Raw genomic sequence first — 21,301 nt, 5'->3', positions numbered from 1 at the left:
GAGTCTCCTTCAGATCTTGCTTTGTTTATTTAATCTGCATCGCATTCGCTTGGCAGATCAGCCTTTGACCGCACCGGCAGTCAGGCCGCGTACAAAATATTTTCCGGCCAGCAGATACAGGCCCAGCGTGGGCAGTGCGGCAATGATGGCGGCCGCCATATTCACGTTGTATTCCGTCACGCCGGTTGAGGTATTGACCAGGTTATTCAGTGCTACCGTGACGGGTTGTGCATCGGTGCCGCCAAACACCACGCCGAACAGGAAGTCATTCCAGATCTGGGTGAATTGCCAGATAAAGCAAACCATGAAAATCGGTAGCGATAAAGGCAGAATCACACTGCGGTAAATCCGGAAAAAACCTGCGCCATCGATACGCGCCGCTTTCACCAGTTCATCCGGTACGCTCACGTAGTAATTGCGGAAGAACAGCGTAGTAAATGCGACGCCGTACACGATATGCACCAATACCAGACCTGCGGTAGTGTTCGATAAACCGGCCAGTCCAAGCAGCCGCGCCATCGGCAGAATCACCACCTGAAACGGGATGAAGCAGCCCACCATCAGCGCGGTGAACACGATTTCCGAGCCACGGAATTTCCAGTGCGCGAGTACGTAGCCATTGACGGAGCCGATCAGGGTAGAGATCAGCACCGCAGGCACAGCCATCTTGACCGAGTTCCAGAAGTAAGGCGCCAATCCCTCGCAGCTGACGCCGGTGCAGGCGCCACTCCAGGCTTTTTGCCAGGCTTGCAGATTGAGCTGGGCTGGTAAGTCGAGCAGATTGCCCGCGCGGATTTCGTCCAGGGTTTTGACCGAGGTGGTCAGCATCACATACAGCGGTGCCAGGTAATACAAAGCACACAGGATCAACAACAGATAAATGAACAGACGGCCAATACGGCCTTGGGAATCAGCGCGCACGGCCAGCCTCCTTGGTTTCCAGATAAATCAGCGGTACCAGTACCGCCAGTACTGTCATCAGCATCATCATGGCCGACGCCGCGCCCAGACCCAGTTGTCCGCGTGTGAAAGAAAACTGATACATGAAAATCGCAGGCACATCCGAGGAAGTACCGGGACCTCCCGCAGTCAGTGCCATCACCAGATCGAAACTCTTGATCGCAATATGGCTAAGTACCAGTAAGACACTAAAGAACACAGGACGCAGTGCCGGTATCACGATCTTACGGTAGATGGTAGGCAGACTGGCGCCATCGACCATGGCAGCTTTAATGATGCTGTCATCCACGCCGCGCAAACCGGCGAGAAACAAGGCCATCACAAAGCCTGAAGATTGCCAGACACCGGCGATGACCACGGTGTAAATCGCCATATCAGAATCCACCAGCCAGTCCATAGAAAACTGGGTATAGCCCCAGTCATGCAGCATTTTTTCCAGACCGAGTCCGGGATTCAAGATCCATTTCCAGGCCGCGCCGGTGACGATAAAAGACAGCGCCATCGGATACAGATAGATGGCGCGCAGTGCGCCTTCAATGCGGATTTTTTGATCCAGAAACACTGCCAGCAATAAGCCGGTGATCAGGCAAATCAGGATAAATAAGCCGCCGAAAATACCCAGATTGGCTGCAGATACCCACCAGCGATCAAGATCAAACAGGGCGTTGTATTGCTCCAGACCGGCGAAGCTGTAATTCGGCATCAGCCGGGATTCTGTCAGCGACAGATAAGCCGTGAAAGCGATGAAGCCATACACAAACAGCAATGACGCAAATACGGTGGGGGATAACACCAGTCTGGGTAACCAGCGGTCACCCAGATGTGCCAGCCGTCGCGTGAGCGGCAGACTGACTGGGGATGAAGCAGGGGAAGACGAAAGGCTGACCGACATACTCAAATTCTCCGGGACTGTAGCGGCACAGCTGCGTCCGCCATGCATGGCAAACGCAGATGCAGATGCAGATGATATGCCGCTACCTGAACTGATGGTTGCTGCTGTCCTGTACCTTTGACTTTGCACGGGGCAGCAGCGGGACCTGCTTATTTGGCTTATTTTGCTTTCGCAGCTTTGACCAGCGCCGATGCGGCTGCCTGAGAAGTCATTGTGGAGTTCATAAAGCGCGCCACCACGTCCTGAATTGCGCCGGCTTTGGCGGAGTCTATCGCCATACCATGCGCGAAGCTTGGTACCAGGCCGCCAGATTTGCTGGTCGCATCCATGTCATCCATGGATTTCAGTGCGCAGCTGTCAAACTTGGCACGCGATACACCGGCTCGGGCTGGGATAGAACCTTTGTTCAGGTTGAAGACTTCCTGAAATTCCGGGCTCATCACCGCATTCGCCAGCGTCTGCTGGGCTTTTTGCTGATCTGCGCCTTTGACATTGAACATCGCCAGCGAATCGATATTGAACGTGAAGGCTTTTTCCGTGCCCGGTGCAGGCAGACAGAGATAATCTTTGCCCGGCTGTTTACCTGCTGCGCTGAATTCACCCTTAGCCCAGTCACCCATGAACTGCATACCGGCTTTGCCATTGATGACCATGGCCGTTGCCAGATTCCAGTCGCGACCAGCTGCATCTTTATCGATATAGGTTTTGATTTTGGCCAGGGTATCGAAGGCTTTAATCATAGTCGGGCTGTTGAGGCTGGCGGGATCGAGTTGTACCAGTGCTTTCTGATAGAACGCAGCACCGCCCACACCTAACACCACCGATTCAAACACGGTTGCATCTTGCCAAGGCTGGCCGCCATGGGCGACCGCAATCAGGCCGGCTTTTTTGATTTTGTCAGCGGCGACAAAGAATTCCTCGAAATTGCTTGGCGCGGTGGCACCGGCTTTTTTCAGTACTTCAGGATTCACCCACAGCCAGTTGACGCGATGCACGTTGACAGGTACTGCCACATAATGACCTTGGTACTTCATGACGTTAGACACGACTTTAGGCAAGCTGGCATCCCATTTGCCTTCGTTTGCAGCGACGTCGATATTAGCCAGCACACCTTCTTTGCCCCATTCCTGTATTGATGGGCCTTTGATCTGCGCTGCGGTTGGCGCGCTGCCCGCAATCACACGCGCCTTGAGCGCCGTCATCGCATTTTCACCACCACCACCGGCCACAGCGAAGTCTTTCCAGCTCACGCCTTTGGCTTCCATCAGTTTTTTTAATTCTGCTGCCGATTTGGCTTCGCCACCGGATGTCCAGTAGTGCAGCACTTCGACTTCTGCGGCCATGCCGGACAGTGGGATAGCCAGCAGGCTGGCAGCAGCCAGGGTGGCTTGTACGATTTGTTTGAGTTTCATGAATTTATCTCCGGATGGGCGCATCCTGTGTGGATGAAGGTATACGCCTCTGTATGCAAGTGGCGCCAGCCTGGTGGCGCCGGGATCAGATTTCGGTTCTTAACAGCCTTGTTTCACTGCTTTAGAACCAGGTTTCCAGCTGGATACCAACCGAGGTGCCGCTGGTGTTATTGCCATACACCGGGCCGGAGTTATTGCTGGCGTTGACTGCAGCCGTCGCTGCATTATTCCATTTGCCATACGTGACAAACGCGCGCAGCTCAGGACGTGACCAGTAGCTTTCGCCCATGGTGATGGTCGGTGCAATAGTCAGTTTGGTCAGACGCAGGGCTTCACCACCGTTGGCCTGGGTCACACGGCTGGTACCGAGTTCGGCCTGCAGTTTCAGATTTTGTGTAAAGGCATAGACCGGACGCGCACCTAAGGTCGTCCAGGTTGAAGAACCACCTGCATTTGATTTGTCACGCTGCATCAGCGCCACGAATTCCATGCTGAACTGACGGGTAGGCTGTATCACCAGATCATTGAAAATACGCAGACGCGTGACATCCGAACCCAGCAGGGTGCTGCCTGAGCTGCCGATACGGTCGCAGCAAGGGCCGCCCACGCCGGTGCCGGGACCCACGCCATATTGAATACCGACGGTATTGTTGCCGCCGAATACTTTATCCTGCTTGTGGAATACCGATAATTGCCAGCCATTGTGGCGGTCTGTTCCTTGCGCACTGATCAGCGATAAGGCCGCATCGATCGTGCCATCCTGATTCACCGGCAAACCTTCGTAAGTCAGGTTTTGACGCAATGCTGCGTCGCTGCTCAGCTGTTTGCCGGATTTTGCATCAAACACATTGCTGTCATTGTCTTTAAAAATCGCGTAGCTGAATTTGCCCGGCCCCAGACCGATTTTGTCGAAGCCACCACCGGTACCGTTCAGATTGATGTATTGCAGGTCCAGCATGTGAATATCGGGACGGAAGTAGTAACGCTTACCGATCCAGGCCACACCGCCATTCAGGAAGTCCAGACCTTTGGCTTCGACATAGGCTTTGGCGATTTCCGGTTTGGCATTGCCGAAGTCAGAGCCATTTTTATACGCATCCAGCCACACAGTGCCGACAAAGCTCACACCATTGGCGGACTTTGCGAGTTCTTTGGTATAGCCGCCTTCAAAGTAGCTGTCGCATTCATTGCCAAGGCGATACTTCATGGTATTGCCGCCGAGGTCGAAGCAACTTTGCGGGCCTTTTTCTGAACTGCTGCCGACGCCGGCACGCAAATAACCGTGGAATTCACCTTCTGCTTCGCTGGCCTGTGCCATACCTGCGCTCAGGGCGAGCGCGACCAACGCGGACATACCGCGCAGTTTGCTGTATTTCATGTTGTCTCCGTCTTTTTGATCTAAGTGTTTTATGGGGTGCGACAACAAAAGCCAGCATGTGGAATGTAGGGGTAGAGAGGACTCATGCTGGTTTTTGTTGCGGCAGGCAGACATTATCAGCGCGGTCAATGTGATACCAGTGAACTGTGGCGTAATCCGGGGTGATAGGCTAAGTATTTGATTTATATGGAAAATATTAAATACTTTCAATTCGTGTGCTTACATAACTTTACAAAGTGGACTGAGCACTGTCGCAGTGCTTCATCAGAAAACACTGACTGACAAGGGGGAAATCGCGTTAATTCCCGTAGTAATGCTTTGCAAGACAGGCTCACACTTCTTTACAAAGACCTATGCTTTTTTACCTCGGTAAGCTGGCTGGTTTGCGCTATAGTCTGTGCCGAGACAAAGAAGGATCCGAACGGTGCAAACAGAACAACAAGATTTCTTGCCCGCGGAGGAAGGTACACGCATGCTGCGGTTCAGGCCCAGCCACTGGCGCCGTCTGTTCATGCCGTGTCTGCTGGCAGTCAGCTGCACGGCAGCACAGGCGCAGTCCGTGCAGGTTCTGCATTGGTGGAAATCCCTCAGCGAGCAACAGGCAGTCAATCTCCTGACCACAAAGCTGGCGCAGGATAATCTGCAATGGCGCGATGGCCTGGTACCCAGTGGCTCCGGCGTCGGTGCCAGTATCGTACTCAAGAGCCGCATCCTGGCTGGCAATGCACCCGAGGCCGCACAACTGAATGGCGTGCTGGTGTCCGAATGGGCGGAGTTGGGTCTGCTGCTGGAGATAGACAGCGTGGCACAGTCTGGTAAATGGGAAAAAAACCTGTTCCCTAAAGTCTGGAATCTGATCCAGGTAAAAAATCATGTAGTGGCTGCACCGCTTGGTATACACCGCATCAATACCCTGTTTTATAACAAAAAAATCTTCAGCAAACTGGAACTGGAACCGCCTTCCAGCTGGGACGAATTTGATCAGGTGGTACGTAAGCTGCAGCAGGCTGGCATCACACCACTCGCGCAAAGCAGCGAGATATGGCAAGTGGCAACGCTGTTTGAAACGGTGCTGCTGTCGGTCTCCAGTCCGGCTTTTTATCAGGATATCTTCGTGCGCAAACAACCATCAGCATTGATGGATGCGCGCTTTGCACAGGCATTGAAGCGTCTGCGTCTGTTGAAAAAAGCCATGCCAAATCCTGTGCCTGACAAACTGTGGATGGATTTGAGCCGCCAGCTGGCTGATGGACAGGCAGCCATGCTGATCATGGGGGACTGGGTCAAGGGCGAACTCAATGCATTGGGTCAGGCCACTGACGTGGGCTTTTCCTGCGTGGCCGTACCAGGTACTGCGGCCTACCATATCTATGATGTGGATACCCTGGTGATGCTGGCCAAAGACAATAGCAAACGCAGTGCGCAGGAAAAGCTGGCGCAATGGGTGGTCTCACCAGCTCTGCAACAGGAATACAATCAGGTAAAAGGGTCGATACCGGTGTTGAAAAATCCCGAGCTGGGTAAGATGGACAGTTGCGCCAGAAATGCCTGGAAAGTATTTTCCGGCGGCGCTGCGGTGCAGGTACCCAGTTTTGCACACCGCATGGCGACCGATGAAATTTCCAGAGATGCGATGATGAATGAAATCCATCGCTTCTTCATGGATGATCAGATGACAGTGGGAGAAGCACAGAAGCGCCTCGCAACCATGGTGCGTGCCCTCCCAAAAAATAAAGCAGGAAATGATGCGCAAGATATTAATCGTTGATGATGACCAGAAAACCCGCAGTTTGCTGAAAACCTATCTGGAAAAAAATCAGTATGAAGTCAAACTGGCCCATAACGGCGAGTCATTTCTGACTGAATTTCAGCGCTATAGTGAAGAATTATCGCTGGTGATACTGGATGTGATGCTGCCTGACACCGATGGCTTTGCACTGTGCAAAACAGTGCGCCAGAAGTCGAATATTCCTATCATCATGCTGACTGCCAGTTCGGACGACACAGACCGTATCGTCGGGCTGGAGCTGGGGGCCGACGATTACATCGCCAAGCCCTACAACCCACGCGAATTGCTGGCGCGTATTAAAGCGATACACCGCAGGGTCGGCTCAGAAACTGCTGGGGCGCCGCGTTTTTACCGCTTTGCCGGTTTCACCATGGATACCGTCGAACGTTCTGTGGTGGATGCAGAGGGGGAACTGATCGCGCTGACCGGTATGGATTTTCAGTTGTTGAAGTATTTCGTGGAACATCCGGGCGATATTCTGGACCGCAATGTACTCAGCGAAGAAACGCGTGGCCGCGATGCCGGGCCACTGGATCGTTCGCTCGACGTGCAGATCAGCCGGCTGCGCCTGCGTTTGCATGATGATGGAAAACAGCCGCAATTAATCAAAACCGTACGCGGTGCTGGCTATGTATTCTCGGCCGATGTCAGTTCAGGCAGCGCTGCATGAACACGCCTGGCAGTCAGGACAGTTTCGCTGTACGTTGTCAGCGCAGACTGACGCGCTGGGTGCCGCAATCCTTACTGGGGCGCCTGAGTCTGGTGATGCTGGCCGGCGTGATGCTGGTGCAGTTTGCCGGGAACGCGATTTGGGCAGCGCAAATGCGCAGCGAAGCGCGTACTGAAGTGCGTACTGCAGCCGAGCATCTGGGGCATAGCGCCGCCAGCAGTCTGCGCTATTTCCTCAGTTTGCCGGTCAATTATCGTGGTCTGGTGATACAACAATTCCGCGAAATGGGGGGCACCCGATTTTTTGCCAATCTGACTGATGGCCCAGTCAGCATGACAGCGTTTGCGGATGAGGAATTATCGATACTGGCGCTGCAGCAGGTACGCAAAGTCATACAGCAGGAATTGCCAGCGATTCGTCAGTTGCAGGTCAGCTTTGCCTGGCCGCAGGATGTACGTTTTTCTCAGGATGGAACCGGTATCAGTGATGTGCCGGATAAATGGGTGGAGCATATTCTGGTCACCCGGCCCAAGCCCGCACCGGTGATGGTGATACAAGCAGAACTGGAGCCCGGCAACTGGCTATATCTGGCAACCTTGATGCCGAATCCCTATTTTTTGAATGGCAGTGATCCGTTTTCCGGTGACCGGGTACTGCTGCAAGTGCTGACTTTACTGGCGGTATTTGTGTTATCGCTGCTGGTCGTACGCTGGATTACCCGTCCGCTGGCCGCTTTGTCCTCGGCGGCGGATGCGTTTGGTCAGGGCGACAGCGTGCCCGCGTTGCCGGATACCGGCAGTAAGGAATTCCTGAACACAGCACGTGCGTTTGGGCTGATGCGTGAGCGCATACAACGCTATATCGAAGACCGCGAACGTTTATTCGTCTCCATTTCGCATGATTTACGCACGCCGATTATGCGTTTGAAATTACGGGCAGAGTTACTTGATGACGAAGCGACGCGCAGTGAATTCCACGATGATCTGGATGAGCTCGATATGATGGTCAAAGGTGCGCTGCAATGCGTAAAAGACAGTGATATCCATGAAAATCCGACCGCGATACGACTCGATGCTTTGATCGGTCGCATGGTCAGGGATGTGAAGCTGGGTGGTCATGCGATTGCATTTGAAGCCAGCGGTATCGAAGTGGTGGCCAAGCCACTTGCGCTTAAACGTGCGATCAGCAATCTGCTCAATAATGCGCTGCATTATGGCAGCCAGGTCAGTATCACGGTCAGTCAAAGCGCTGCCTATGTGGAAATTGCGATTCGTGATCATGGCCCCGGCGTGCCTGAACAGGCACTGGCTACCTTGTTTGATCCCTATGTCAGATTGGAACATGGCCGCCAAAGCAACCAATCCGGCATGGGTCTGGGGCTGGGAATTGCACGCGATATCGTACAGGCGCATCAGGGGGAGTTGATTTTGCAAAATGCAGCGGGCGGAGGTTTGCTGGCCTGCATACGCCTGCCAGCCAGCGCGGCACCTGATACGCAGGCCTAGTCGGGTCACAGGCTGAACGCCGGGACGACACGCTTTGCATCTTGATCACCGCTTGCAAATGCTGAATTTGTCAGCATCGATACTGGGCTATCAAAAAAAATGATAGCCCTATTCAAATTCTGTATTTTCTTTGTTTGCGCTGCTGCCCTACACTGTTCTTACAGCAGATTTCAAAGGAAGTCGTGAAAGCGCTGCAGCGAACATTTCGAAAGCTTTCTTTGAACTCTTTAGAATCTGGACGACAGAAAATACTGTAAAAATTTTAATTAATTTGACAGTACACGCACGATGGCTGCACTGGCTATCGAGTTTTGTCCCGGATTCGAATAAAATGGCTGCTATCTCAGCCAACGCAACTAACCTGTACCCGATACCTCGCTACAGGTGATGAACAAATTTGTGTCTTACCGGACGCTCTGCATGTTCTTTGCGATCAAAAATCACAAATTTTGGAGCCACTATGTCATCCGACACCACGATGGGGTCTGCTGGACTTTCGTCCGCCTCAGGCGCAAGCCCGTCCGCCGCAACAGTATCTACCCAATCCGCAGCTACAATTAATCCTGCCGTCACACCGGTGTTGCACGATGTGCAGCTCGATGATAAATACACATCCAATAGTGGAACAATTTTCCTCTCAGGCATACAGGCCTTAGTCCGTCTGCCGATGATACAACGCCAGCGCGATCTGGCTGCAGGACTGAATACAGCCGGTTTTATTTCCGGTTACCGCGGTTCCCCGCTCGGTGGTCTCGATGAGACTTTGTGGAAAACCAAAAATTTATTAGAACAAAATCACGTACAGTTCGTACCGGGTGTGAATGAAGACCTGGCTGCAACTGCGGTTTGGGGCACCCAGACCGTCGATCTGATCGGCCCGGCTAAATACGATGGCGTGTTTTCTATGTGGTATGGTAAAGGCCCGGGCGTGGATCGTTGCGGCGATGTGTTCAAACACATGAACCATGCCGGTACCGCTAAACATGGCGGCGTCTTGCTGGTGGCCGGTGATGACCATGGCGCCTATTCGTCCACGCTGCCGCATCAGTCTGACCATATTTTTTCTGCCTGCATGATTCCTATGCTGTATCCCTGTAATGTACAGGAATACCTGGATCTGGGCTTACATGCCTGGGCCATGTCGCGTTTTTCCGGCTGCGCCGTAGGCTTTAAGGCACTGGCCGATACGGTGGAATCCACCGCCTCGGTCGATGCGGATCCTTTCCGTTTGCAGATACAGATACCGCAGGATTTTGTGATGCCGGAAGGCGGTCTCAACACCCGTTTATCGCTCGATACACTGGGCATACAGGCGCGTAAGCAGGAAGCGCTGATGCAGGATTACAAGATCTATGCGGCCCTGGCCTATGCGCGCGCCAACAAGCTCAATCACACCACCATCGACAGCCCGAATGCCAAGCTGGGCATCGTCGCCTCCGGTAAATCTTATCTGGATGTGCTGGAAGCGCTGGAAGAACTGGGCATCGATGAACAATTCGCCGCTGACATTGGTATCCGCCTGTATAAGGTGGCGATGCCGTGGCCGCTGGAACCGGATGGCATACGCGAATTCGCGCAAGGTCTGGATGAAATTCTGGTGGTGGAAGAAAAACGCCAGATGGTGGAATACCAGCTCAAAGAACAATTGTACAACTGGCGCGACGATGTGCGTCCGCGCGTGATTGGTAAGTTCGATGAAAAAGGCGAATGGGTACATCCGCGTGGCGAGTGGTTGCTGACGTCGAAGGCAGATTTTTCTGTGGCACAGATTGCGCGTGTGATTTCTTCACGGATTGCGCGCTTCCACACCAGCGACCTGATCAAGGCGCGCCTGGCCTTCCTCGAAGCGAAGGACGTGGTGCTGACCAAGCAGGTCAATACTCCGGCCCGTCCGGCTTACTATTGCTCGGGCTGTCCGCACAATACCTCGACCAAGGTACCGGAAGGCAGTCTGGCGCTGGCCGGTATCGGTTGCCATGTGATGGCGACCGCGATTTATCCTGAACACAATAAGCTCACCACCCACATGGGTGGTGAGGGCGCACCGTGGATAGGTCAGGCGGCCTTTTCTAAATTGCCGCATGTGTTTCAGAACCTGGGTGACGGTACTTATTTCCATTCCGGTTATCTGGCCATACGCGCGGCGGCGGCGGCCAAAGTGAATATCACTTACAAGATTTTGTATAACGATGCGGTTGCGATGACCGGTGGCCAGCCCGTCGATGGCACTATTACGGTGCCTATGATGGCACAGCAAATGGCAGCTGAAGGCGTCAAGCGCATCGCCTTGGTGACGGAAGATTTGTCGCGCTACAGCGATCGTTCCCAATTGCCGGAAATGGTCACCCTGCATGACCGTAAAGACATGGATGTAGTACAGCGCGAATTGCGTGAAATCCAAGGCTGCAGCGTACTGATTTACGATCAGACCTGTGCCGCGGAAAAACGTCGTCGCCGCAAAAAAGGCGAATTTCCTGACCCGAATCAGCGTCTGTTCATTAACGAAGCAGTATGCGAAGGCTGTGGCGATTGCGGCGTGCAATCCAACTGTACTTCGCTGATGCCGCTGGAAACAGAATTCGGCCGCAAGCGCGTGATCGACCAGTCTTCCTGCAATAAAGATTATTCCTGCGTCAAAGGCTTCTGCCCCAGCTTTGTCACGGTAGAAGGCGGCAAGCTGCGCAAATCAAAAACCGGCACCGCGAAGAATGATGATTTCGGTGCTTTGCCTGAACCACAACTGCCAGCCTGCAGCAGTGCTTACAACATCCTGCTCAATGGGATTGGCGGTACCGGTGTGATCACGGTTGGTGCCTTGCTCGGTATGGCAGCGCATCTGGAAGGTAAGGGCGCGTCGGTGCTGGATATGACCGGTATGTCGCAGAAAAACGGCTCGGTGACTTCGCATATCCGTATCATCGAACAGGGTAGTAAACTGCGTGCGCAACGTATCGCAACCGGTGAAGCGGATCTGATCCTTGGGTGCGACATCCTGACCGCTGGTGCGCATGATGCGATTTCCAAAATGCGGGCCGGCCGTACCCGTGCGGTGGTGAATACCCATGAACAGCCTACCGGTGCATTTGCCAAAAATGCAGACTGGCAGTTCCCGCTGGAGTCAGTCGAACATCTGATCAGCGAATCGGTAAGCGGCAAGGTTGATTTCATCAATGCGACCCGTCTGGCCACCGCGCTGATGGGTGACTCGATTGCAACCAATTTGTTCATGCTGGGTTTCGCTTATCAAAAAGGGGCGATCCCGGTATCGGAAGCTGCACTGATGCGTGCTATAGAACTCAATGGCGTTGCGATAGAGTCCAATAAAAAAGCCTTCCTCTGGGGGCGTCGTGCTGCTGTTGATCTGGTGCGGGTCGAAGCGGTTGCCTTCCCGGCACAGAAGGTCGTGCTGCAAATGCCGCAGAGCCTGGACAGCCTGATCAAACGTCGTGTGGATTTCCTGACAGCCTATCAAAACGCAGACTATGCCGCGCAATACAGCGAGCTGGTGCAGCGCGCGCGCAATGCCGAAAGCGCACTCGGCAAGGGCAATGCCTTCAGCATGGCCGTAGCGCGTTATTACTTCAAACTTTTGGCTTATAAAGATGAGTATGAGGTCGCCCGTCTGTACACCAATGGCGAATTCAGCGACAAAATCAAGCAACAGTTTGAAGGCGATTTCAGTCTGCAATTCCATCTCGCTCCACCTTTACTGGCCAAGAAAAACGCGCAGGGTCATCTGGTTAAGGCGAAGTATGGCTCCTGGGTGTGGCAGGCATTTAAGCTGCTGGCAGGCCTGAAAGGCTTGCGCGGTACCGCCCTTGATGTGTTTGGCTACACCGCTGAACGACGTGCTGAGCGTGCCTTGATCAAGGATTACCAGGAAATGATCGCTGGCCTGATCGGTCGCTTATCGGCAGAGAATCTGGAGCAGGCGGTGGCGCTGGCCAGTCTGCCCGAGAAAATCCGCGGCTTTGGTCATGTGAAGGAAAAAGCCATGCAAAATTACTATGCCGAGCAGGCGCGCCTGCAAGTCAAGGCTAAAGTGGTGGAATTGCATCGCGTGGCCTGATCCGGGCTTCACTTTGCCAGATAGACTGAGTATCGATGCGCCTTTCCGGCGGATTTATGCCGCAAAGGCGCATCAAAGCTCAGCCTTCTGATTTCACTTATACACAGAGCGGCTCACCGAGCAAAGGCGGACGAAAATGCGTAAGCAGAACCCATCGCCTCCTTTTAATTTCATATTGACGTTAACGTTAACGTCATATAACTTAGCTGCATAATTCAGCAGCAAGTTGTCAGTGCAAGAGGGTCAGTGCACACTCACCCCATGCACTGACAGCTTGCCCAACTACCGTTGAGGATGACATGACAGACCTGTCCGTAGCCCAAAACCTGACCGAATACAAACCTGCGAATAAAGTGCGCTTTGTCACTGCCGCTTCCCTGTTCGATGGCCATGATGCCTCGATCAATATCATGCGCCGCATTCTGATGGCGAATGGTGCCGAAGTGATCCATCTGGGCCATAACCGCTCAGTCGAAGAGATCGTCACTGCCGCCTTACAGGAAGATGCGCAGGGTATCGCGATCTCCAGTTATCAGGGTGGTCACGTCGAGTATTTTAAATACATGATAGACCTGCTCAAACAACGAGGTGGTGCTCACATCAAGGTGTTTGGCGGTGGTGGTGGCGTGATCGTGCCGGATGAAATCGCCGATTTGCATGCGTATGGCGTGACCCGCATTTTCAGCCCGGAAGACGGCCAGCGCATGGGCCTGGTCGGCATGATACTGTCCATGATACAAGCCTGCGACATCGACTTGTCCGGCTATGCACCGGCCAGCCTGCAAGTGCTGCAGGAAGGTGAAATCGTCGACAAACACAGGCCGCTGGCGCAGCTGATTACTGCACTCGAAAATGACCAGGTCAAACCGGAATTACGTGTGGCGCTGCATCAGGCCGCAGAACAGACGCGGGTACCGGCATTCGGTATCACCGGCACCGGCGGCGCCGGTAAATCCTCGCTGACGGACGAATTAATCCGCCGTATCCGTCTGGATCAGGATGACCAGCTGAATATCGCACTGATTTCTATCGACCCTTCGCGCCGCAAATCTGGCGGCGCCTTGCTGGGTGACCGCATCCGTATGAATGCGATCAATCCCTGGGCTGGTCAGCACCGCGTGTTTATGCGCTCGCTGGCGACGCGTGAAGCCGGTTCAGAAATTTCTCAGGCTTTGCCAGACGTGATTGCGGCCTGCAAAGTGGCTGGCTTTGATCTGGTGATCGTGGAAACTTCGGGTATCGGTCAGGGCGATGCAGCCATCGTGCCACATGTGGACGTGTCCATGTATGTGATGACGCCGGAATTTGGTGCTGCATCGCAGCTCGAAAAAATCGATATGCTGGACTTCGCCGATTTTGTCGCGATCAATAAATTCGACCGCAAAGGTGCACAGGATGCCTTGCGCGACGTAGCCAAACAATACCAGCGTAACCGCGAACTGTGGAGCAAAAAGCCAGACGATATGCCTGTGTATGGCACCCAGGCTTCGCGTTTCAATGATGATGGCGTGACCGCCTTGTATCAGGGTATATTGCCAGCACTCACCAGCCGCGGTTTGAAAACGCAGCCCGGCAAACTGGCTGCAGTAGAAGTACGCTATTCCAGTGCCAAAAACGTGATTGTGCCGCCGGCGCGTGCACGCTACCTGGCGGAAATCGCTGACACCGTACGCGGCTACCACAAAACCACCCGCACCCAAGTCAGCTTTGCACGCGAACGCCAGCAATTGCAGGAAACCAAACGCATGCTGAGCAAGGCCGGTAAAGGCGATTCTCTGAATAGCATCGACGAGTTGATCACCGAGCGTGACAACCATTTGTCTGCTGAATCGAAAAAACTGATCAGCATGTGGCCAGATATGCAGCAAGCCTACTCCGGCGACGAATATGTCGTCAAAATCCGCGACAAGGAAATCCGTACCCGCTTAACCTATCAGTCTTTGTCGGGTACGACGATTCGTAAAGTATCGCTGCCACGCTTTGCCGATCACGGTGAAATCCTGCGCTGGCTGATGCTGGAAAATGTACCTGGTTCTTTCCCTTACACTGCGGGTGTATTTGCATTCAAACGCGAAGGTGAAGACCCAACCCGTATGTTCGCGGGTGAGGGCGATCCTTACCGGACTAATCGTCGCTTTAAACTGGTATCACAAGGCATGGATGCCAAACGTCTGTCGACCGCGTTTGACTCGGTCACGCTGTATGGCGCGGATCCGGCGCTGCGTCCTGATATCTACGGAAAAATCGGTAACTCCGGCGTTTCCGTTGCGACGCTGGATGATATGAAGGTGCTTTATGATGGTTTCGATCTGTGCGATCCGGCGACTTCTGTGTCCATGACCATCAATGGCCCGGCACCGACTATTCTGGCTTTCTTCATGAATACCGCGATCGATCAGCAAATGGATAAGTTCCGTGCTGATAATAAGCGCGAACCGACTGCTGACGAAGCGGCCAAAATCCGCACCTGGGTCTTGATGAATGTACGCGGCACGGTACAGGCTGACATTCTGAAAGAAGATCAGGGTCAGAATACCTGTATCTTCTCGACTGAATTTTCACTCAAAGTGATGGGCGATATTCAGGAATACTTCGTGCACCATCAGGTACGTAATTTCTACTCGGTCTCGATTTCCGGTTACCACATCGCTGAAGCCGGTGCCAATCCGATTTCCCAGCTGGCATTCACGCTGTCAAATGGCTTCACCTTTGTCGAAGCCTATCTCGCACGTGGCATGCACATCGATGATTTCGCCGCGAATCTGTCCTTCTTCTTCAGCAATGGCATGGACCCCGAATATACCGTGCTGGGCCGGGTGGCGCGCCGTATCTGGGCGGTGGCAATGCGTGATAAATACGGTGCCAATGAACGCAGCCAGAAGCTGAAATACCATATCCAGACTTCGGGCCGCAGTCTGCATGCGCAGGAAATCGACTTCAACGATATCCGTACCACGCTGCAAGCCTTGATCGCGATTTACGATAACTGTAACAGCCTGCATACCAATGCCTATGATGAAGCGATCACCACACCAACGGATGAATCAGTCCGTCGCGCACTGGCGATACAGCTGATCATCAACCGTGAATGGGGTCTCGCGAAAAACGAAAACCCGATACAAGGCAGCTTCATCATCGAAGAACTGACGGATATGGTGGAAGAAGCCGTGTTGCAGGAGTTCGAACGTATCGCCGAACGTGGCGGCGTGCTGGGTGCGATGGAAACTGGCTATCAGCGCGGTAAGATACAGGAAGAGTCTATGCATTATGAGCACCTGAAGCATGATGGCACCCTGCCTATCATCGGCGTGAACACCTTCCGTAATCCTAAGACCGGTGAAACACCGCAAAAGATAGAACTGGCACGGTCGACGGAAGAAGAAAAACAGTCGCAATTGACGCGTCTGGCGGAATTCCATCAACGCCACGCCGCAGTCGCACCGCAAGCGCTGGCTGCTTTACAGCAAGCCGCAATCGACAATGAAAACGTGTTTGCCCGTCTGATGGATGCCGCCCGTGTCTGTTCGCTGGGTCAGATCACGACCGCCTTGTTTGAAGTCGGTGGCCAGTATCGTCGCAATATGTGATTTTGCGGTGTAGTACTCAGTCCTGTATGTGCAGGACTGAGCGTCAGCCCGATAAAAAGCTGATGCGACTGATATGGCAGCGCACATCAATGTAAATCAGAACAACGTACAAAAATCCCGGATCTGTGCCGGGATTTTTTTATGGATACATGCATACTGTGCCTAGTTCTCAACGAATAAAAACAGGAGCAGGAATACGATGGCTAGTCGTCCTATGCAGACTTATCAAGGCAGTTGTCACTGTGGCGCGGTGCGTTTTCAGATAGAGACGGATTTTCCAGAAATGACGATGTGCGATTGCTCGATTTGTCGCCGAAAAAATGCGCTGATGGTGAAAGTGCACGAAAGTCAGTTTGACCTGATCGCGGGTGCGGAGGCGCTGACTGAGTATCAATTTCATACCCATACTGCCCGTCATTTCTTTTGTAAAGTCTGCGGCATTTATCCCTTCCACCGCAAACGCGTCACGCCCGATCATCTGGGTATCAATGTCTTCTGCCTGGAGGGATTTGATCCTGAAGGTATCCCGGTTCGTCAGGCGCTGGGTAATGCGATGATGTGATCTATGTGAATGACTGAGAGGCTGGATTTTATTTGCCTTTTTTACCCATGATGGAATCAGGCGGTGCTCGCTTCAATTTCCGTGACTAAGCTGTCTCAGTCACCATACATGAAATCAGGATATCTGTAACGACTGAAAAAAATACCTGAAGAAAATTGATGGTGACCTGCTGTTGAGGATCATGATTCGCCGACAGCGACTTTTTGTTTTCGCCTGATCTATAACGATGAGAAAGTCGTCGATAAGAACACTCTATGAAGCGCAGCAGTCATGGTACGACACCGTCTATTTCATGCAGTTCAAAGACGTGTTTCTTGGTGATTTGCATTGTCGTTATTCCGCCAAATTTGGCTTTAACCCCAAAGATGCAAAAATAACGCACTTCCGTTATACCCCGTCGGGCGAACTGGAGGAGCTGACTTCATTGAGTAATGCGGAAATATATGCTGATTCAATTAAGCATCAGGTCGAATTTATGAGAATATTCCGCGATGGAACGATGGAAAAAACCTGATTCAGCTTAGGGCCTGTTAACATTTAAATTGCGGAAATTGAATGTTAACAGGCCCTAGTTACGCAGGAAAGGCGAGATCATGTCAGAAATACTGTATGCATATGAGCAATTGGTACTGAATTTTGCGGATGATCCGCAAGTCGTTGCGGGGCAAATGTTTGGGAAAGCTTGCCTGAAAGTAGCTGGCAAAGCTTTCCTCGCCCAACACAAGGAAACCATTGTGTTCAAGTTACGAGGCGAAAGTCACGCCAGGGCATTGGCGCTGACTGGTGCCGTATTGTGGGATCCATCGGGCAAGGGACGCCCTATGAAGGAATGGGTCGCTGTTCCTTATTCCGGCAGGCAGGTATTTGCAAGCCTGGCGACCGCATCTTATGAGTATGTGGCTGCTTGATGTCCGCGCTGCTGTATCATTCTGTGCGTAGCATCTGTCCCGATTTTGAGATAAATAAAGGTATTTTGCATGTCATCTCCGGTATTGATTTTCCCTGGTTACGCCAATTCTGGCCCCGACCATTGGCAATCTTTGTGGCAGTCTGCCTATCCGCAGTGTCAGCGCATCACGATCCAAGACTGGATGCGGCCGCAACGCGAGGTATGGGTGGCTGCACTTGAAAGGGAAGTGGCGCGCCTGGGTCCCGATGTGCTGATTGCAGCGCATAGCATGGGCAGCCTGACGGTCGCGCACTGGGCGGCGCAGACCAGCTTGCGTATCCGTGGCGCTTTGCTGGTGGCTGTGCCTGATCCGCAGGGCGCTGCGTTTCCTGCCACGGCCAGCGGGTATGAAGACTTACCCAGTCTGACTTTGCCTTTTCCTGCACATATCATCGCCAGCCAGGATGATCCGTATGCCAGCATGACTTTTTCACAGCAGTGCGCGCAGCGCTGGGGCTGTGCGCTGACCGATCTGGGACAGGCTGGTCACATCAATGCCGAGAGTGGTCTGGCAGACTGGCCGCAAGGCTGGCAAACCCTGCAGACGCTGTCGCAGCCCTGATGTTGCAAGGGAACACAGCCACTGTCAGACTTGGCTGTTCCTTGACGCACGGCAAGGTATATACTGCATCGAATGAACTCAACGCTGAGTAGACCGATTAATTGCAGGGAGACCGTATGACCACCGTATTTGTCAGCTCCACACCGTTTGATCTCGCCGTGCATCGCAAACGTTTGAGTGAGGAATTCACGCGAGAGGCCGCCGCTTATTTTGGGGCGACCCTGACTTCGGCTTTGCCGGAAACCCCGATCGAAGACCGTTTACGCCTGGTGCGTAGTGCGAAGGCGTATATCGGTGTATTTGGCATGGTATTTGGTGATGTCGATGCCAGTACCGGAAAATCTTTGATACAGCTGGAATATCTGGAAGCACAGTTGTATTGCATACCGACGCTGATTTATCTGATCGATGAAGATGAACATCCTATTTTGCCTAAAAATGTGGATACCGGTATCGCCGCGCAATGGCTGGCTGATTTCAAGGCGCAGTTGAGTCAGTCGCATGACGTACGTTTTTTTGATTCCCCCGATGATCTGGTTGCCAAAATTCACAATGATTTGCATCGTGTGCTGAGTCCGGTGAAGAAAGCGGTGCCGGCGGCAGTTCCTGCTCCTGCCCCGGTCACAGTGGCACCGGTGACGGTGCCAGCGGTGGTGACACCGCAAGCGCAAGCTGCCAGTCTCAGCACAGCCGCGCCGGAGGTAGCAGCACCGGCAGTGAAGAAGAATGCACAACGCTATTTGCTGACTGAACCGCGCTTTGCGTTTTTTAAATCCAAGGTTTTACCGGTACTGCCACCGGATTTTGATGATGCGCCGCTCAAGGATGCGCTGGAATTGCTGTTGGCCAGTAATACGCTGGCAGCCGCTTCCAGTCTGGCCCGTGGTGCGATGATACCGCTTGAGGATGCGGTGGAAGTGATACGCAAAATGGAGCTGATCATCATCGACACCATCTACAAGCAAAAAAACGGCGGCTGAGTGCAGCGGGCTGTGGCCTTGACCTTGACCGGCACAGCATTTGCCGCAGTATTCTGCTCGGGCTTTGGCGGGGTAAGGCAGCTGTCCGGTTATACTAGGGTCTGTTCAATGTTTCGAAAGTAAGTATGTCCAGTTTTCCCGCCTGCCCGCAATGTGGCTTAGAAAATACCTATCCCGATGGTGACAACCTGGTGTGTGCGGATTGTGGTTTTGAATGGCCGGCTCAGGCTGCAGCCAGTGAAGACGACAATGACGAGCGCATCGTGAAAGATTCCGTTGGTAATGTCTTGTCTGATGGCGATGCAGTCGTGCTGATCAAGGATTTGAAAGTCAAAGGTTCTTCCACCACACTCAAACAAGGCACCAAGATCAAAAGTATACGCATCGTTGGCGGCGACCATGAAGTCGATTGCAAAATGGATGGCGGTAATTTCATGTTGAAAGCCTGTTACCTGCGTAAAGCGTAACTGTCACCGTAGCGCGGCCTTCAGCGTTACACTTCAATCGCATCAGGCTGCCCCGCTTAGATCAGTTGATCAGCGCATGCTGATTAAGGCAGCCCTGATCGCTGTCACCACACTGTCCCAGTCACCAGCCGCTGTCTGACGAAATAACCGGGTTTGTTGATACCATGGGCTGCTTTGGCGACGATTTAGCCAGCGCCAGTCCGGTTTAAACCAGGGTAGCATCAGCCAGCAAGGCTTGCCTAGGGCACCAGCCAGATGGGCGACAGCGGTATCGACACTGATCACCAGATCCAGTTGCTGTATCAAGGCTGCGGTATCGGCAAAGTCACGCAGCTCCGCTGAGTAGTCCTGCAAAGGCCGCTGCGGAGAAGCCAGGTTCCATGCCGCTACCCCATCCTGTGCGCTGTGCTGCGTTTTTTGCAGACAGATCCAGTCTATATCGGGTAATTCAGCTAAGGGAAGCAGACAACGGATATCCGCGATCGAGCGGTCTGCATCATTTTCAAATGCCGGATTGCCCTGCCATGCCAGACCAATACGCAAGGGCCTGGGCCTTGTTTGTGGAAACAGCTGTTGCCAGTGTTGGGTCAGCGCCGCAGGCAGGGATAAGTAAGATGTCCCTGCCGGGATACTGTCAAAACGGGTTTGAACATGGCCGGGCAGGCTCATCAATGGCAGCCAGCCGTCCCAGTCTGCTTCGTTGATCGTGGCAGAAAAATCCAGCAATACATCCGGTGCGGCAGGAGAAGCAGAATGGCCAGTTTCAGCCAGCTCAGTCAGCCCTTGCATCAGACCTAGCAATGCGCGATCGCAGACCAGACCCAGGCGGGCAACACCTTCCCGGCGCAGCAGTGGCAGATAGCGGCAAAACTGGATCAGGTCACCAGCCCCGCCTTCCTGTGTAATCAGCACGCGCATGCCCTGGAGTGACTGTCCGGTAGTCAGGCGTTTTGTGTGCGCATAGCGGCTTAGCTGTTGCCAGGGGCGGGCTTCCCAATATTGCCAGCCTTCCTGCAAGCGCCCCTGTCTGAGCAGCAGATAACTCAGATTGAAGCGCGGTGCCAGCTTGTCCGGTGCCAGCGCAATGGCATGGCGGTAGGCTTCCTCAGCTTCCACCTCACGGTATTGCACCGTACGCAGCATGCCGTAGTGCGACCAGCCAGTCGCAGAAGTTGGCTCTAGCTGTAAGCCCTGCAGCAGATGCAGCTCGGCTTCCTCAAAGCGTTTCAGTTGCAGCAGCACATGCGCGAGCTGAAAGCTGAGTTGTGCATGTGGTGCCAATAAGGCCAGCGCTTGTTCATAATAATTTGCCGCCGCAGGCCAGTCTTGCTGTTGTTCGGCGAGCCAGCCCAGGTTGGCCATGGCTTCGCCGTTATCGGCCTGTAAGGACAGCGCTTTACGAAAGGCCAGCTGTGCTGTCAGCAAATCACCGTCTGCGATACAGGCATGGCCTTCACGCAGGTAAGTGGTGATATCGTGGTCAGGCATGGCGCACATGGGCAAGTTCAGCACAGAGTCT

General features: G+C 53.4%; 16 protein-coding genes. 11 read left to right on the top strand and 5 right to left on the bottom strand.

Features of this window, described 5'->3' with window-relative positions:
• Positions 1 to 57: 57 nt before the first annotated feature.
• From H8K47_RS00270 to H8K47_RS00255, 4 genes are all read right to left on the bottom strand, one after another.
• Entirely contained in the window at positions 58 to 921 is an 864-nt protein-coding gene (locus H8K47_RS00270) for a carbohydrate ABC transporter permease (protein ID WP_186879435.1), read from the bottom strand.
• Entirely contained in the window at positions 911 to 1,852 is a 942-nt protein-coding gene (locus H8K47_RS00265) for a carbohydrate ABC transporter permease (protein WP_186879434.1), read from the bottom strand. Before H8K47_RS00265 ends, H8K47_RS00270 begins: the two co-directional genes overlap by 11 nt.
• A 158-nt stretch (positions 1,853 to 2,010) precedes the next feature.
• Entirely contained in the window at positions 2,011 to 3,264 is a 1,254-nt protein-coding gene (locus tag H8K47_RS00260; RefSeq protein ID WP_186879433.1) for an ABC transporter substrate-binding protein, read from the bottom strand.
• 121 nt (positions 3,265 to 3,385) lie between these two features.
• The gene (locus H8K47_RS00255) at positions 3,386 to 4,642 is read right to left on the bottom strand and encodes a maltoporin (protein WP_186879432.1); all 1,257 of its coding nucleotides are present in this window, start codon (positions 4,640 to 4,642) and stop codon (positions 3,386 to 3,388) included.
• 472 nt (positions 4,643 to 5,114) lie between these two features.
• Between H8K47_RS00255 and H8K47_RS00250 the strand changes: the two genes are divergently transcribed.
• The 11 genes from H8K47_RS00250 to H8K47_RS00200 all read left to right on the top strand — a co-directional run bounded on the left by H8K47_RS00250 (position 5,115) and on the right by H8K47_RS00200 (position 19,782).
• Positions 5,115 to 6,410 carry an ABC transporter substrate-binding protein gene (locus H8K47_RS00250; protein WP_186879431.1) on the top strand — a complete coding sequence of 432 codons (1,296 nt, stop codon included), beginning with the start codon at positions 5,115 to 5,117 and terminating at the stop codon, positions 6,408 to 6,410.
• On the top strand, positions 6,385 to 7,101 hold the full coding sequence (locus H8K47_RS00245; RefSeq protein WP_186879430.1) for a response regulator: 717 nt from the start codon (positions 6,385 to 6,387) through the stop codon (positions 7,099 to 7,101). The genes H8K47_RS00250 and H8K47_RS00245 overlap by 26 nt, the downstream gene beginning before the upstream one ends.
• On the top strand, positions 7,098 to 8,606 hold the full coding sequence (locus H8K47_RS00240) for a sensor histidine kinase (RefSeq protein WP_186879429.1): 1,509 nt from the start codon (positions 7,098 to 7,100) through the stop codon (positions 8,604 to 8,606). The genes H8K47_RS00245 and H8K47_RS00240 overlap by 4 nt, the downstream gene beginning before the upstream one ends.
• Positions 8,607 to 9,066: 460 nt before the next feature.
• The gene (locus H8K47_RS00235) at positions 9,067 to 12,675 is read left to right on the top strand and encodes an indolepyruvate ferredoxin oxidoreductase family protein (protein ID WP_186879428.1); all 3,609 of its coding nucleotides are present in this window, start codon (positions 9,067 to 9,069) and stop codon (positions 12,673 to 12,675) included.
• A 299-nt stretch (positions 12,676 to 12,974) separates the two neighbouring features.
• Positions 12,975 to 16,262: a fused isobutyryl-CoA mutase/GTPase IcmF gene (icmF, locus tag H8K47_RS00230; protein ID WP_186879427.1), complete on the top strand. Its 3,288-nt coding sequence runs from the start codon at positions 12,975 to 12,977 to the stop codon at positions 16,260 to 16,262.
• Between the two features lie 199 nt (positions 16,263 to 16,461).
• Positions 16,462 to 16,824 carry a GFA family protein gene (locus H8K47_RS00225; RefSeq protein ID WP_230410121.1) on the top strand — a complete coding sequence of 121 codons (363 nt, stop codon included), beginning with the start codon at positions 16,462 to 16,464 and terminating at the stop codon, positions 16,822 to 16,824.
• Positions 16,825 to 17,050: 226 nt separating this feature from the next.
• The gene (locus tag H8K47_RS00220) at positions 17,051 to 17,338 is read left to right on the top strand and encodes a hypothetical protein (protein ID WP_186879426.1); all 288 of its coding nucleotides are present in this window, start codon (positions 17,051 to 17,053) and stop codon (positions 17,336 to 17,338) included.
• Between the two features lie 79 nt (positions 17,339 to 17,417).
• Complete coding sequence (locus tag H8K47_RS00215; RefSeq protein ID WP_186879425.1) at positions 17,418 to 17,732, top strand: hypothetical protein; 315 nt, start codon at positions 17,418 to 17,420, stop codon at positions 17,730 to 17,732.
• A gap of 69 nt (positions 17,733 to 17,801) precedes the next feature.
• Positions 17,802 to 18,335, top strand: a complete 534-nt coding sequence (locus tag H8K47_RS00210) for an RBBP9/YdeN family alpha/beta hydrolase (RefSeq protein ID WP_186879424.1) — start codon at positions 17,802 to 17,804, stop codon at positions 18,333 to 18,335.
• 116 nt (positions 18,336 to 18,451) lie between these two features.
• The gene (locus H8K47_RS00205) at positions 18,452 to 19,315 is read left to right on the top strand and encodes a DUF4062 domain-containing protein (RefSeq protein ID WP_186879423.1); all 864 of its coding nucleotides are present in this window, start codon (positions 18,452 to 18,454) and stop codon (positions 19,313 to 19,315) included.
• A 125-nt stretch (positions 19,316 to 19,440) separates the two neighbouring features.
• Positions 19,441 to 19,782 (top strand): zinc ribbon domain-containing protein YjdM, encoded by a 342-nt coding sequence (locus tag H8K47_RS00200; protein ID WP_186879422.1) that lies wholly within the window; start codon positions 19,441 to 19,443, stop codon positions 19,780 to 19,782.
• Between the two features lie 69 nt (positions 19,783 to 19,851).
• Here the strand turns inward: H8K47_RS00200 and H8K47_RS00195 are convergent, their stop codons facing one another.
• Positions 19,852 to 21,279 (bottom strand): tetratricopeptide repeat protein, encoded by a 1,428-nt coding sequence (locus tag H8K47_RS00195; protein WP_186879421.1) that lies wholly within the window; start codon positions 21,277 to 21,279, stop codon positions 19,852 to 19,854.
• Positions 21,280 to 21,301 lie beyond the last annotated feature (22 nt).

Origin of the sequence: Cognatundibacterium rugosum (genome assembly GCF_014284365.1) — a bacterium.
GTDB classification, from domain to species: domain Bacteria; phylum Pseudomonadota; class Gammaproteobacteria; order Burkholderiales; family Burkholderiaceae_D; genus Undibacterium; species Undibacterium rugosum.
The sequence above is the reverse complement of the archived record's forward strand: the minus strand, read 5'-3'. Positions and strand labels throughout refer to the sequence as shown.